The organism is Pseudomonas sp. LTGT-11-2Z, assembly GCF_003691445.1.
Taxonomy (GTDB): Bacteria; Pseudomonadota; Gammaproteobacteria; order Pseudomonadales; family Pseudomonadaceae; genus Aquipseudomonas; species Aquipseudomonas monteilii.
In genome coordinates this window covers 5,365,608-5,379,352 of record NZ_CP033104.1, presented here as the reverse complement: position 1 = coordinate 5,379,352, position 13,745 = coordinate 5,365,608, and the positions used below count along the sequence as shown (strand labels likewise).

Below are 13,745 nucleotides of genomic sequence, written 5' to 3'. Positions count from 1 at the left end.
CGCCGCCCGCGCGGCGCATCGGGGCGGCGCTCGGTCGGACAGACCCTGCAAAAACCGAGGCGTACACGCTAGAATGTGCGACGTTTCATACCCCGGACCCCCGAGCCTTGCTGACCGAACCCCGCCGCCGCGCCTACCTTTCCGCCATGCAAGTGGTGCATTGGCTGCCGCGCGCCGAACTGCCGTTCGCCGCACCGTCGCGGCCCGAGCTGCTGCTGCCGGTGGCACCGGTCGAGGACATCGATTTCGAGGTCAGGCCGGCACCGGCTGCAAACACTGCGCCCGCCGCCCCTCAGGCTCGCTCCGGCGAGCGGCCAAAAATCGAAATCCCGCGCCCGGGCAGTGCGCCCAAACCGGCTGCCAAGCCTGTCGAGGCCGAGGAACAGCCCGCACCGCCACGGCCGGCCCCCGTGCCGCCCCCGCGTTTCTCGCTGCAACTGCTGCGCGCCGGCAGTTGCCTGCTGCTGGTCGAACTGGCCACCGGCCAGCCGTTCCAGAGCCGCGATCCATCCTACCTGCTGCTCAAAGACATGCTGCGCGCCGCCGGCCTGCCTGACGCCCCGCAGATCATCGGTGAACCGGTGCGCTGGCCGTTGCTGGTGCGAGGCAACATGGACCAGGGGCCTGAAGCCGCGCGCGATTTTGTCCGGGGCTTTGTCCAGGCACGCCTCGAAGATGCCCCGAGCACCTGCCTGTGGCTGATCGGCCTGCCGGCGCTGCGCTTTGCCGCCAATGCCGACGTCGAAGCCTATTACCAAACCCTGACGCTCGACGGCCTGGGCGACGCCTGGGCACTGCCGGGCCTTGAACTGTTGATGGACGAGCCGCAGCGCAAGGCGGACGTCTGGAAAGCCATGCGCCAGCTGATGGCGCGCTGGAAGAGCGTTGAATGAGTGAATCGATCAGTTTCCGCCCGATGACCGAGGCGGATCTGGATGCCGTACTTAAGATCGAATATGCCGCCTTCAGTCATCCCTGGACCCGCGGGATCTTTCAGGATGCGCTCAAATCGTACGAAATCTGGCTGATGTTCGACGGCCAGCAGCAGGTAGGCCATGGCGTGATCAACGTGATCATCGACGAGGCGCACCTGCTCAACATCACCGTCAAACCTGAAAACCAGGGCCGTGGCCTGGGCCTGCGTTTGCTGGAGCACCTGATGGCCCGGGCCTACCAGCTCAATGGTCGCGAGTGCTTCCTGGAGGTGCGTGCCAGCAACCAGTCCGCCTATCGTTTGTATGAGCGCTACGGCTTCAACGAAATCGGCCGCCGCCGCGACTATTATCCGGTTGCCGGGGGGCGTGAAGACGCGCTGGTGATGGCGTGCACCCTGCTTGAGGACTGACCGAGCATAGCCGCTACCACCTTTGGCCTGGTTTTCTTTGTTCTCTATGCACGGATGGATAAAGGATGAAAAAACGGCTTCTGGTGGCGGGCCTGCTGATTGTTGGTGCAGCACACGCCGACGAACGCGACCTGTGGATGTTCGCCCAATGGGCTGGCGACCACCAAACCCGGCCTTTCCGTGAAATGCTGGTGGATGCCCGCCTTTACGGCGTAGTGCCTATCCACCAGTTGCTGCGCTCGGCTTCGGACTGGAAGCTGTGCCAGGCGTCTCCCTTTGCCGTGCCGCCTGCCAGCAACTGGGCGGCTGTACGTTCGACCCTTTCGCTGATCAAGACGCTTGATGACCAAGGCATCCTGCGCCAGTTCGAAGTGGTCTCCGCCTACCGCAACCCACGCCTGAATACCTGCGCGGGTGGTGCTGCCAACAGTGCCCATACCCGCGCCTTCGCCGTCGATATCCTGTTGCCGGCCTGGGCTGATCCCAACCCGCTGTGCCGCTTCTGGCAGCAGTATGGCCAGGCCTGGAACATGGGCCTGGGGCGCTACCCGTCCGGGCGTATCCATGTGGATACCGCCGGCTATCGCACCTGGGGCGGCGATGGCAGCGCCGGCTCGTCGTTCTGCATCAAGCCCAGGTGAGCCAGGCAGCGCTGGCATTCGCTTGTGACCCATTCGGCAAAACGCTGGCGCTTTCCGCCGTCTTCGACCGGTTGTGGGCTCAGCAAGTGGTAGGCCGAGCCATCGCGCACAAAACCGAAGGGTGCCTGCAACTGCCCGCTGTCGAGTTCGTCGCGCACCATCAGGGCTGAGGCCATGGCCACGCCCAGGCCGGCGTTGGCGGCCTGGATCGACAGGTAGAAGTGCTCGTAGTCGCTGCGTTCGTTATGCCGCGCCTGCTGGCCGCTGAGGCGTAACCAGGTGGGCCAGGCGCCGGGGCGGGTGGTGCTGTGCAGCAGGCGCTGGCCGTTCAGCTGATTGGGGGCGGTGGGATGACACACCGGGCCGATCCATTCGTCGCAGATTTTCTGGTTGTACAGCTGGTTATCCCAGTGAAAGTCGTCGCGGCGGATTGCCAGGTCGACACCGCTACGGGCGAAGTCCAGCGGCCCGCCTGCGGCTACCAGGTGCAACTGCAGGTCGGGGTGGTCGGCATGGAAGCGAGGCAGGCGCGGGATCAGCCAGCGCATGGCGATGGTCGGCTCGCAGGACAGCACCAGCACATTGTCGCGGGCCTGTTGTTGCAAGCGCTGCACGGCGCCTTCGAGCTGTTCGAAGATCGCCTGGGTGGTGCCCTGCAGGGCGCGGCCGGCTGGGCTGAGGAAAATGGCCCGGTTACGGCGTTCGAACAGGTCCACGCCGAGGTGTTCTTCAAGCAGGCGTACCTGGCGGCTGACGGCGCCGTGGGTGACGTGCAGGTGCTCGGCGGCGCGCACGAAGCTTTCGGTCTGGGCGGCGATGTCGAAGTAGCGGAAAGCGTTCAAGGGCGGCAATTTCATGGCTTGCATGTTTTCAGGCCCGGCCTCTTCGCGGGCGTGCCCGCGAAAAGGCCAGTACTGGCAAAACACCTCTGTGAGAAAAACTGTCAGATATGTCTCACTATAAATCGATTTTTCCCCACCTATAAGCGCTCGATAATCATCCCTTCTGTGCATTTTCATCGCCTATCGAGAGCCACCCGCATGACCGAACTCATCGCCGTCGCCCTGTTCACCCTGCTCGCCGTCATCAGCCCAGGCGCCGATTTCGCCATGGTCACCCGCAGCAGTTATGCACAGGGCCGAAGGGCCGGGTTGGCCGCTGCCGTGGGCATTGCGCTGGGAGTGCAGGTGCATGTGCTGTACACGGTGTTGGGCATTGCAGTGCTCATCAGCCAGAGCCCGGCTTTGTTCTTCACCATGAAAGTGCTGGGTGCGGGTTACCTGATCTATCTGGGTTACCAGTCATTGACCAATACGCGGCGCATCAGCCTGGAGGGTGTAGGGCAAGCCGATGGTGGCGTGCTGCAAGCCCTGCGGTCGGGCTTTCTGACCAACGCCCTCAACCCCAAGACCATGTTGTTTGTCATCAGTGCGTTCACCCAGGTCGTCCAGCCCAACAGCCCGTTGGTGCTGGATTTCGCCTACGGCGCGTTCATGTCCTTGACCCATTGGCTGTGGTTCAGCCTGGTGGCGGTGTTCTTCTCCAGTACGGCACTGCGCAAGGCCATGATCGAACGGCAAATGCTGGTGGACCGTGCCATAGGCCTGGCGCTGATCGGGCTTGGCCTTGCGGTAGCCGTAACCGGCATACGGTGAAGTGTCGATTGCATGACGGGGTGATGGCCATGGCAGGCGCCTGCAGCCAGCGCGCTTTTTATCTGCAACCACTGCCTGTCGAGTCAGGGGCTGAAAGCGATAGCCCTGATCGTGATCGTGGCATTGGCTCTGGCGCTGTAGTTGCAGCAGGGGCGGCCTTGGCTGCAAGTGAGGGTATTGCCCGGCGCTAACTTTTTCGCAGGCAAAGAAAAAGGGCTTACCTTGCGGTAAGCCCTTCGTCTTGTTTGGTGGCTACACAGGGACTTGAACCCCGGACCCCAGCATTATGAATGCTATGCTCTAACCAACTGAGCTATGTAGCCGATGGCGCGCATTATTCTCTTGAACGCCCCCCCTGTCAACACTCATTTCAAAAAAAATTTGCACGCTTTCAAAAGCTTAGCGGCCGGGCACGGTTTCAGCGCACCACAAGCCAGTGGCCGAGCACGTCCTGAAGCTGCAAATGCTGGGCCGCAGCCAGGGATTGCAGGCTCTCCTGTGGCCGGTCGAGGTTGAAATCACCGCTTACGCGCCGATGGGCCATTTGTTCATCCATCATCCACAGGCGTTGCCCCTGGTACCCGGCAAGGCGCTCCAGCACCTGCCCCAAAGGCATGTCGGTGGCTTTCAGGCGGCCGTTGCGCCAGCTGTCGGCGGTTTTCAGGTCGGCTTTCTGCACCGGGTTGATACGCATGTCATCAAAGGTAACCCGCTCACCCGCCGAGACCATGCGTTGATCCCCCCCTTGGGTGACCAGGGCCTTGCCACTGAGTAGCACGAGTTCATCATGATTTGCATGGCGGGCGACCTGCAGGCGGGTGCCGAACACCTGGATGCGTGCGTTGCCCACTTCCACTTCCATCGCCCGCCCATCGAGCACAACCTCCAGGTACACCTGGCCCTGCACCAGGTGCAGTTGACGCGTGCGGCCGCGCAGGTCGACGTTCATGGCGCTGGCGCTGTCCAGGTTAAGCGTGGTGCCATCTGCCAGACGCGTGCTGCGGCGTTCGCCCACGTCGGTGTGCAACTCGCTGGCAAGGCGCTGCATCAGCGGCCAGTAGAGGTAGGCTGCGGCGCTTAATACGAGCAGGAACACCAGTGCCAGCCATTTGCCCAGGTGACTGCGGCGCACGGTGACCTGCCGTGGGCGGGGGCGGGCGGGTGGTGGCTGCAACTGCTGCCAGCACGTTTCCAGCTCGGCGTAGGCGCGAGCGTTTTCGGGGGCCTGGCACCAGGCCGCGAATGCCTGGCGCTGGGCTTCATCACAGCCGGGTTGGTGCAATAGCGAAAACCACTCCAGCGCTTCCTGCTGTGGGTCGGGCTGCAGTTGCATGGCGGGCATCGGGCTCATGGGTAGGTCTGCTCACGATAGGGGCCGTTTCGCCCAACGATGACAGGGGTATGGGTCAAGGATGCTAATTATATTGAGAACCATTTTCAAGTGCGTCGCAAAGGGGGATAAAAAAGGTAGCTATGTATCTATTTGTTTCCTGATAATCGGATCCCAAACCTAAGGACGGAGATTTAGGCAAATGGCCATCAGTAGTGCCTCCACCGCGTCCACCAACGCAACGGCGAACCAAGCCACGCCGCTGGTGATGCGCATCATTGGTTTCTGCGCCCTGGCGCACCTGATCAACGACCTGATCCAGTCGGTGCTGCCGGCGATCTACCCGATGCTCAAGGCCAACTACGACCTGAGCTTTGCCCAGATCGGCCTGATCACGCTGACGTTCCAGATCACCGCTTCGTTGCTGCAACCCTGGGTCGGCTTTTTCACCGACCGCCGGCCGACACCGAACCTGTTGCCGATGGGCACCTTGTGCACGCTGGTGGGCATCGTGATGCTTGCCTTTGTGGGCAGCTTCCCGATGATCTTGCTGGCCTCGGCGCTGGTCGGTATCGGCTCATCGACGTTCCACCCGGAAACCTCGCGTATTGCACGCCTCGCCTCTGGCGGGCGCTTCGGCCTGGCCCAATCAACCTTCCAGGTGGGCGGCAACACCGGTTCGGCCCTGGGCCCGCTGCTGGCGGCGGCCATCGTCATTCCATTCGGTCAGACCCACGTCGCCTGGTTCGGCCTGGCCGCGCTGTTCTTCTTTGGCGTCACCTTGATGCTGCGTGGCTGGTACAAGGAGCACCTCAACCAGGCCAAGGCGCGCAAGGCGGTGCAAGCCACCCACGGCATCTCGCGCAACCGGGTGATCGCGGCGCTGATCGTTCTGGGCCTGCTGGTGTTCTCCAAGTACTTCTACATGGCCAGCTTCACCAGCTACTTCACCTTCTACCTGATCGAAAAGTTCGATGTGTCGGTGGCCAGCTCGCAGCTGCACCTGTTCCTGTTCCTCGGCGCGGTGGCGGCCGGCACGTTCTTTGGCGGGCCGATCGGTGACCGCATCGGGCGCAAGGCGGTGATCTGGTTCTCGATTTTGGGCGTGACGCCGTTCACCTTGGCACTGCCGTATGCAGACCTGTTCTGGACCACGGTGTTGAGCGTGGTGATCGGCTTTATCCTGGCGTCGGCGTTTTCCGCGATCGTGGTGTATGCGCAGGAGCTGGTACCGGGCAGCGTGGGCATGATCGCCGGAATCTTCTTCGGGCTGATGTTCGGCTTCGGCGGCATTGGTGCGGCGCTGCTGGGGTATGTGGCGGACCTGCGCGGTATCGAATATGTGTATGGGCTGTGCTCGTTCCTGCCGTTGTTCGGCTTGTTGGCGGTGTTCTTGCCGTCTACGGGTAAACGCTGATATCCCTGGGGCTGCGTTGCAGCCCCGACGATTGACGACCTGACACCCTTGGCCTAGAGTGCCGCCTCTTTTTCCAACCACCTGCGTAGTAGTCAAAGCAATGCGCCGTACCCAGTCCCTGCCAAACGCCCGTCAGCCTGCCTTCCAGGCCTTGCGTCGTGCGTGGCCGAGCGACACGGTGCTCAAGCGCCGCCGCAGCGTGCTTTTTGCCTTCACCTTCTCGCCACACCTCGCCTGAACTGATCTGCGCTTTTGCGTCGCTCGCCAATCTGGCGTGCGCGCCTGTGTCTGCACGTCTTTTCGGTTTGCAAGGAGTGGTACATGAACATGCGTTTGCTGGCGGGCCTGTTGTTCGCCGTTTCGGTCGTGGGTTTCAGTTTGGGGGCCAGCTTGCCGCTGGTGTCGTTGCGCCTGCATGAAGCGGGGGCGAGCACCCTGGAGATTGGCATCATCTCGGCCGTCCCTGCTGCGGGCATGATGCTCTCGGCGTTTCTGGTCGATGCCTGCTGCCGTCACCTCACCCGGCGCACCATTTACTTGCTGTGTTTCAGCCTATGCACGGTCAGCATTGCCTTGCTCGAGCCGGCATTCGGTTCGCTGTGGCTGCTGGCGCTGCTGCGCCTGGGCCTCGGGCTCGGCATGGGGATCGCCATCATCCTCGGCGAGTCGTGGGTCAACGAGCTGTGCCCGGAGCACAACCGCGGCAAGATCATGGCCCTGTATGCCACCAGCTTCACTGGCTTTCAGGTGCTCGGCCCGGCCATGCTGGCGGTGCTGGGTGCCGATAGCCCGTGGATCACCGGGGTGGTCACCGCCTGCTATGGCCTGGCGCTGCTGTGCATCGTGCTGACCGTGCCCAACGACCATGTCGAACATGAAGAGGGCGAAAAGAGCTTTGGCTTGGCCGGGTTCTTCCGTGTGGCGCCGGCGCTGTGCGTGGCGGTGCTGTTCTTTTCGTTCTTCGATGCCGTGGTGTTGTCGCTGTTGCCGGTGTATGCCACCAGCCATGGGTTTGCCGTGGGCATCGCGGCGCTGATGGTGACTGTGGTGTTTGCTGGCGATATGCTGTTCCAGTTGCCGCTGGGCTGGCTAGCCGACCGGGTGGAGCGCACCGGGCTGCACCTGGTGTGCGGGCTGGTGGCGATGGCGATCGGCATCGGCCTGCCTTGGTTGTTGAACCTCACCTGGCTGCTGTGGCCGCTGTTGGTGGTACTGGGCGCGGTGGCAGGGGGTATCTACACCTTGGCGTTGGTGTTGATCGGGCAGCGCTTCAAAGGCCAGGACCTGGTCACTGCCAACGCCAGCGTAGGGTTGCTGTGGGGCGTGGGGAGCCTGATCGGGCCGCTGCTCAGTGGCGCGGCAATGAATGTGGCGCCACATGGCTTGCCCATGGCGCTGGCGCTGATGGCCGGGTTGTTCGTGTGTTTTGCCAGGCAGTCGTACCGGCGTGCGGGGCGCATACGCGCTGTGGCGCAGTGATGACCTTTCAGGCTGCGCCGACGTTTACCCAGAAGCGCGTCCGGTAGTCGACCCGCACAGGCAGGCTGCGAGTGAGCAGTTGCAGGACCTGCTCGGTGTCAGCCAGCTGAAAGGTGCCAGACACTTTCAAGCTTGCCACTTCAGGCGCGCAGCGCAACAGGCCTGGACGGTACCGGCCGAGTTCGGCGACAAACTCGGCCAATGGCATCTGCCGCACACTGAGTACACCGTCGGTCCAGCCCCAGGGGTCGCTGTGCAGCGTCACTGCGTGGATGCTGCCATTTGCCCCGATCTGCAAGGTTTCGCCTTGCTCGATTTGCCGCGCAGAGGCGGAGGAGGGGAACAGCGTAACTTCGCCACGACGCACCGACAGCAGCAGGCCCTGGCTGTTTTCGCGCAGCAACAGCTGGCTGCCGAGTGTGGTCAGCGGGCCGACACGGGTGTCGATACGGAACGGTCGGTTGTCATTCGGGTTGCTGTCCAGGCTGACCTCGCCGTGGATCAGTTCCAGCCGGCGCTGCGCTGCGCTGTAGCGCAAGTCGATGGCGCTGGCGGTGTTGAGCTGGATGCGGCTGCCGTCGCTGCCTTGCCATTGGCGTCGTTCACCTGTGGCGGTGCTGCTGTCGGCCAACAGTTGTGGCAAGCCCAACGGTTCGCGTGCGGCCCAGCCCAGGCTGCCGCCCACGGCCAAGAGCCCCAGCAACTTAAGGTGGTTTCGGCGGCTGACGCGTTGGCGCTGGCCGCCCTCCAGGGTCCGCCGGCTCAGGTCCTTGGGCAACGCAGCCATCTCGTCACTGAGGTGGCTGACACGCTGCCAGGCCAGCGGGTTGTGCGGGTGGCTGGCCAGCCATTGCCGGAACTGTTGCTCGGTATGTGCGCTGGGGCGGTCGAAGCGCAGTTTCACCAGCCAGTCGATCGCCTGGTCGACCTGTGCCTGCGCGGGTGCGCTGTCAGGTGTCGGCATAGCGCAACCGGTAGCAGACGCCCAGGGCCTTGGCCAGGTCTCGCTCGATGGTGGCGCGGGATACGTCCAACTGCTGCGCGATCTGCACGATGCTCAAACCGTCCAGTTGGGCCAGCAGAAACGCCTGGCGTACACGCGGCTTCAACTGGTGCAGGGCACGGTCCAGGCGCTCCAGGGCATCGAGGATGACCAACCGGTCTTCCTCGCTGGGCACTTCAGCCTCGGGCAAGTGCGCAAGGCTTTCCTGGTAGGCCCGCTCCAGTGCGCGCCGGCGGAACTGGTCGATCATCAGGCCACGGGCGATGCTGCTGAGGTAGGCGCGTGGCTCTTTCAGCGGCGACACCTGGCGGGCGCGCAGCAAACGTACGAAGGTATCCTGAGCCAGATCGGCGGCATGCTCGCCGCAACCAACCCGGCTACGCAACCAGTCGCGCAGCCAGGCATGGTGGGACTGGTACAGCAGAGCGACCTCGGCCGGTTTGAGCGTGTCGTTGATCTGCATCGTAGCGAAGGCCCAGTCCCTTGATGTGTGCGATTGTGAATTGTTCTCAATTCTATGCGGGGATCATGGCGTGGAGCAATGGTATGCCAGGAATTAGCCGCGCAAGAACCGGCGTTTGCCCGATGAACGGCTGCGCTAAGCTGGACCTGCAATCGACTTGATGGAGGTGCCATGATTCTGGCCGACCTTTCGCCGCAGGCCTTGCGCGAGGCCACCGATTACTTTGCCGCGCTCGATCCGGACTGGTCGCGGCACGTCGCGGCGACCGGGCCGTGTCTGCACCAGGCCACGCCGGGGCGTGAGCCTTATGAGGCACTGGTGCGGGCGATTGCCTACCAGCAGCTGCATGCCCGCGCCGCAGAGGCGATCCTTGGCCGGTTGTTGGCGCTGTTCCCGCAGGTTGCGTTCCCGGCACCTGAGCAACTGTTGGCTGTCAGCCCGGATACCCTGCGCGCCTGTGGGTTTTCGGCAAGCAAGATGGCCACGGTGCAGGGCATTGCCCAGGCCCGGCTGGAGGGCCTGGTGCCGACGCGGGAAGAGGCATTGGCCATGGCTGATGAAGCCCTGATCGAGCGCTTGGTGGCATTGCGTGGGGTAGGACGTTGGACAGTGGAGATGCTGCTGATCTACAGCCTGGAACGGTCGGACATTCTGCCAGTGGACGATTTTGGTGTGCGTGAGGGCTATCGACGGCTCAAGGGGCTGGAGAAGGCGCCAACGCCTGCGCAGATGCGCTCGCTGGGTGGCGGCTGGCGCCCATACCGTACCGTGGCGGCCTGGTACCTGTGGCGGGCCTGAGGCTTTTGCACTGCCTGTGCCTGCCCTTTCGCGGGTTTACCCGCGAAGAGGCCGGTACAAGCAACCACATACTCGGAAATCAAAGATGAACGCCTACACCACCCCCGACCAACGCTGGCACGCTGTAGAATCCCGCGACACCGCTGCCACCGGCCACTTCGTCTACGCCGTGCGCACCACCGGCGTCTACTGCCACCCCGGTTGCAAGTCTCGCATGGCCAAGCGCAGCAACGTCGAGTTCTACGACACCCCCGTTGCCGCCGAAGCGGCCGGTTACCGCGCCTGCAAACGTTGTATAAGCAAGGCCAGCGCCACCCGCCACAGTCAACTGGTCACCCGTGCCTGCCGCCTGATCGAAGCCAGCGACCCTGCACCCAGTCTCGACCAGCTCAGTGCGCAACTGGCCGTCAGCCCCTTCCACCTGCACCGTTTGTTCAAGGCTGAAACCGGCGTCACCCCCAAGGCTTATGCCACCGCCTTCCGCGCCCGGCGTGTGCGTGCGCACCTGGAAGACGGTGAGCGTTCAGTCACTGACGCCATCTACGACGCGGGCTACAACTCCAACAGCCGCTTCTACGAAAGCGCCGGTCAGCGCCTGGGCATGCGCCCCCGGCAATTCCGTGCTGGCGGCACCGGGGCAACGATCCATTTCGCCATCGGTCAGTGTTCACTGGGCGCGATCCTGGTGGCCCAAAGCGAGAAGGGGATCTGCGCGATTCTGTTGGGCGACGATCCCGAGGCCCTGTTGCAAGACTTGCAGGACCAGTTCCCCAAAGCCCTTCTGATTGGCGGCGACAGCGCCTACGAACAGCTGGTTGCCGAAGTGGTGGGCTTCGTCGAAGCCCCGGCGCTGGGCCTGACCTTGCCGCTGGATGTACAGGGCACGGCGTTTCAGGAGCGGGTGTGGCAGGCCCTGCGCGAGGTGCCGGCTGGCAGCCGGGTCAGCTACACCGACATCGCCGAGCGCATCGGTGCGCCCAAAGCGGTGCGCGCAGTCGCCATGGCCTGCGCGGCCAACCACATCGCCGTGGCCATCCCGTGCCACCGGGTAGTGCGTCGGGACGGCGACATCAGCGGCTACCGCTGGGGCGTCGAGCGCAAACAGCAGCTACTCAAACGAGAGACGGCACTCTCCTGATGGCTTGAAGCCGCGTAGAATCCTCCGCCAAATCGAGTTGTAAAGAGGAATATTCGATGAGGCGTGTCAGCCTTGCCCGTTATTGCGCAGGCCTTATGGTCCTGCTGTTGGCGCTTGCCAGTCCGGCGTGGTCGGCCCCGGCCACGCCATTGTCCAACCTGGCGGCAGCCGAAGCGCCAGCGCTGGATGAAAACGCCAGCATCGAGCAACTGAGCGAACGGTTGGATCAGGTCCGTCAGGGCGTCACCAGTGAGGCCAACGACGACCTGCTGTCGCAATTGCGCCTGGCCGCGATGCAGGTGCAGCGCCAGGCGGACGCATTGAGTGCGCAGCGCACCACCGATGTGGAAAAGCTCGACGACAAGCTGAAGGTGATTGGCCCGGTCCAGCCGGACGAGGCCGCCACCCTGACCCAGCAGCGCAAAGCCCTGGAGGCCGAAAAAAAGGCGCTGGTGGCCCAGCAGGATCAGGCCACCAAGCTGACCCAGTCAGCACGCGACCTGTCCACGCAAATCGTCAACCTGCGCCGCAGTCAGTTCAACTCGCAGATCACCAGCCGTGCGGCCTCGCCACTGAGCCCGGCGTTCTGGCAAAGCATCATCCGCCCCACCCAGGACGACGTGGCGCGCCTGCGTGACCTGCGCGGCGAGGCAGCCGATGCCATCAGCAGTGCCTTCAGCGCCGAAAACCGCTGGCTGTTCATTACCAGCCTGGTCGCGGCGATTCTGGTCTGGACTCTGGTGCGGCGCGTGCTTGAGCGGTTGCTGGCCAGCGCCATGGTGGGCTGGTTACCTGAGGGCCGTCTTCGCCGCAGCGCCTTGGCCCTGGGCGTCAGCCTGGCAACCCTGGGCACCATCGCCGGTTCTGTTTCGCTGCTGCGTTGGGGGCTGGAGAGCAGCGCCGAGCTGGGCAGCGATATCGCCAGCCTGACCAACCACATTCTCGCCCTGGTGGTGTTCAGTGCCTTCATCACTGGCCTGGGCCGTGCCATGCTGATGTTGCAGCGCCCGTCCTGGCGGCTGCCGCCGATCCCCGACGAAGTGGCCAGTGCACTGGGCTGGTTCCCCAAGGTGCTGGCATTGGCACTGATGGTCATGATGACCATGGAGCGCATGAACAGCGTGATCGGCGCCAGCCTGGCGCTGACGGTGGCCGTCAACGGGCTGACCGCGCTGGTGGTGGCGTTCATCTTTGCCGGCGCGTTGCTGCGTTACCGCCGCACCCTGCGCAAGCATGACCTGGAGCGCCCCACGGGCCTGGCCGGGCTGATCCCGTTTGTAATGGTCATCTGGTTGTCGTTGATTCTGCTGGCGCTGCTCGCCGGTTACCTGACGCTTGCCTACTTCCTCACCGCCAAGTTGCTGTGGGTTAGCCTGGTCGTCACCTGTGCCTACTTGCTGACCACGTTCTTTGGCGACCTGTGCGAAACCCTGTTGTCGCCGCGTCAGCCCGGTGGCCTGGCTCTGGCTTCTACCCTGGGCCTGGCGCCGCGCCATCAGGCACAGGCCAGCACCATCCTGGCCGGCATCGGCCGCACCATCGTGCTGTTCCTGGCGCTGTTGCTGGTGTTGATGCCATCGGGCACCAGCCCCAGCGAACTGTTGCTGAGCCTGGGCGACTGGGACGGCACCGGCGGCAAGCTGCTCGGCAACCTGAACATCGTGCCGCAGGACATTCTGCTGGCCCTGGCGATTTTCTTCGGTGGCCTGTTCGCTATTCGCGTGGTCAAGCGCTGGCTGAGCGATCGCCTGCTGCCGGAAACCGACATGGACGCCGGCATGCGCGCCTCGCTGGTGACCCTGGTGGGGTATCTGGGCTTCCTGTTCCTGGCCATGCTGGTGATGTCGACCTTGCGCATCAACCTCACCAGCCTGACCTGGGTGGTCAGTGCCCTGTCGGTCGGTATCGGTTTCGGTTTGCAGCAAATCGTGCAGAACTTCATCTCCGGCCTGATCCTGCTGACTGAGCGCCCGGTAAAGGTGGGCGACTGGGTTAGCCTGGCAGGTGTCGAGGGTGATATCCGCCGCATCAACGTGCGCGCCACCGAGATCCAGATGTCGGACCGTTCGACGGTGATCGTGCCCAACTCGCAGTTCATTTCGCAGAACGTGCGCAACGTGACCATGGGCAATGCGTTGGGTGTGGTCAGCATTACCCTGACGCTGCCACTGGAAACCGATGCCAACCGTGTGCGCGAGCTGCTGCTGGCGGCATACGACGAGCATGAGGCGATTCTGGATGCGCCGGCCACTTCGGTGTCGTTCAAGGACCTGACCAGCAGCGGAATGGTGATTGGCGTGAGCGGTTATGTAGCCGGGCCGCGACAGGTATCGGGTACCCGCAGTGACCTGCTGTTCACCATTCTCGGGCGGTTGCGCGACGAAGGCATTCCCCTGTCATCGCCACAGAGCATGGTGCTGGTGCAAGAGGGCGCTCGCCCCGCTGACGAGTCGGTGTAAAGAGCGGGGGCGCCAAG

14 protein-coding genes and 1 tRNA gene are annotated in these 13,745 nt (G+C 63.6%); 10 read left to right on the top strand and 5 right to left on the bottom strand.

Translation table 11 applies throughout. The features are described from left to right. Nucleotides 1-107: 107 nt before the first annotated feature. The 3 genes from D8767_RS25350 to D8767_RS25340 all read left to right on the top strand — a co-directional run bounded on the left by D8767_RS25350 (nt 108) and on the right by D8767_RS25340 (nt 1,986). Nucleotides 108-893: a hypothetical protein gene (locus D8767_RS25350; RefSeq protein WP_016713341.1), complete on the top strand. Its 786-nt coding sequence runs from the start codon at nt 108-110 to the stop codon at nt 891-893. Further along, complete coding sequence (gene rimI, locus D8767_RS25345) at nt 890-1,345, top strand: ribosomal protein S18-alanine N-acetyltransferase (RefSeq protein WP_016713340.1); 456 nt, start codon at nt 890-892, stop codon at nt 1,343-1,345. Before D8767_RS25350 ends, rimI begins: the two co-directional genes overlap by 4 nt. Nucleotides 1,346-1,410: 65 nt before the next feature. After that, nucleotides 1,411-1,986 (top strand): D-Ala-D-Ala carboxypeptidase family metallohydrolase, encoded by a 576-nt coding sequence (locus D8767_RS25340; RefSeq protein WP_016713339.1) that lies wholly within the window; start codon nt 1,411-1,413, stop codon nt 1,984-1,986. On the opposite strand, the gene D8767_RS25335 is transcribed toward D8767_RS25340, so the two are convergent. Beyond that, nucleotides 1,926-2,843, bottom strand: coding sequence for a LysR substrate-binding domain-containing protein (locus D8767_RS25335; RefSeq protein ID WP_025754690.1), 918 nt, complete (start codon nt 2,841-2,843; stop codon nt 1,926-1,928). The two genes, D8767_RS25340 and D8767_RS25335, sit on opposite strands and share 61 nt — an antisense overlap. 183 nt (nt 2,844-3,026) lie before the next feature. Between D8767_RS25335 and D8767_RS25330 the strand changes: the two genes are divergently transcribed. Then, nucleotides 3,027-3,641, top strand: a complete 615-nt coding sequence (locus tag D8767_RS25330) for a LysE family translocator (protein WP_016713337.1) — start codon at nt 3,027-3,029, stop codon at nt 3,639-3,641. Nucleotides 3,642-3,887: 246 nt separating this feature from the next. Here the strand turns inward: D8767_RS25330 and D8767_RS25325 are convergent. Then, nucleotides 3,888-3,964 (bottom strand) — tRNA-Met (locus D8767_RS25325). A 95-nt stretch (nt 3,965-4,059) separates the two neighbouring features. Further along, a complete protein-coding gene (locus tag D8767_RS25320; RefSeq protein WP_016713336.1) occupies nt 4,060-4,983 on the bottom strand; it encodes a FecR domain-containing protein in 924 nt (307 codons plus the stop codon). A gap of 190 nt (nt 4,984-5,173) precedes the next feature. On the opposite strand from D8767_RS25320, the gene D8767_RS25315 reads away from it, so the two are divergent. From D8767_RS25315 to D8767_RS25310, 3 genes are all read left to right on the top strand, one after another. After that, nucleotides 5,174-6,388: an MFS transporter gene (locus D8767_RS25315; RefSeq protein ID WP_016713335.1), complete on the top strand. Its 1,215-nt coding sequence runs from the start codon at nt 5,174-5,176 to the stop codon at nt 6,386-6,388. Nucleotides 6,389-6,488: 100 nt separating this feature from the next. Then, a complete protein-coding gene (locus tag D8767_RS28875; RefSeq protein WP_016713334.1) occupies nt 6,489-6,626 on the top strand; it encodes a hypothetical protein in 138 nt (45 codons plus the stop codon). An 83-nt stretch (nt 6,627-6,709) separates the two neighbouring features. Beyond that, nucleotides 6,710-7,867: an MFS transporter gene (locus tag D8767_RS25310; protein ID WP_016713333.1), complete on the top strand. Its 1,158-nt coding sequence runs from the start codon at nt 6,710-6,712 to the stop codon at nt 7,865-7,867. Between the two features lie 7 nt (nt 7,868-7,874). Here the strand turns inward: D8767_RS25310 and D8767_RS25305 are convergent, their stop codons facing one another. After that, a complete protein-coding gene (locus D8767_RS25305) occupies nt 7,875-8,831 on the bottom strand; it encodes a FecR domain-containing protein (protein WP_016713332.1) in 957 nt (318 codons plus the stop codon). Next, entirely contained in the window at nt 8,818-9,333 is a 516-nt protein-coding gene (locus D8767_RS25300; protein ID WP_016713331.1) for a sigma-70 family RNA polymerase sigma factor, read from the bottom strand. The genes D8767_RS25305 and D8767_RS25300 overlap by 14 nt, the downstream gene beginning before the upstream one ends. Nucleotides 9,334-9,504: 171 nt before the next feature. On the opposite strand from D8767_RS25300, the gene D8767_RS25295 reads away from it, so the two are divergent. The 3 genes from D8767_RS25295 to D8767_RS25285 all read left to right on the top strand — a co-directional run bounded on the left by D8767_RS25295 (nt 9,505) and on the right by D8767_RS25285 (nt 13,728). Beyond that, nucleotides 9,505-10,131, top strand: coding sequence for a DNA-3-methyladenine glycosylase (locus D8767_RS25295; RefSeq protein ID WP_016713330.1), 627 nt, complete (start codon nt 9,505-9,507; stop codon nt 10,129-10,131). An 85-nt stretch (nt 10,132-10,216) separates the two neighbouring features. Next, entirely contained in the window at nt 10,217-11,269 is a 1,053-nt protein-coding gene (ada, locus tag D8767_RS25290; protein ID WP_016713329.1) for a bifunctional DNA-binding transcriptional regulator/O6-methylguanine-DNA methyltransferase Ada, read from the top strand. A gap of 56 nt (nt 11,270-11,325) precedes the next feature. Continuing rightward, entirely contained in the window at nt 11,326-13,728 is a 2,403-nt protein-coding gene (locus D8767_RS25285) for a DUF3772 domain-containing protein (protein ID WP_028699491.1), read from the top strand. Nucleotides 13,729-13,745: the final 17 nt, after the last annotated feature.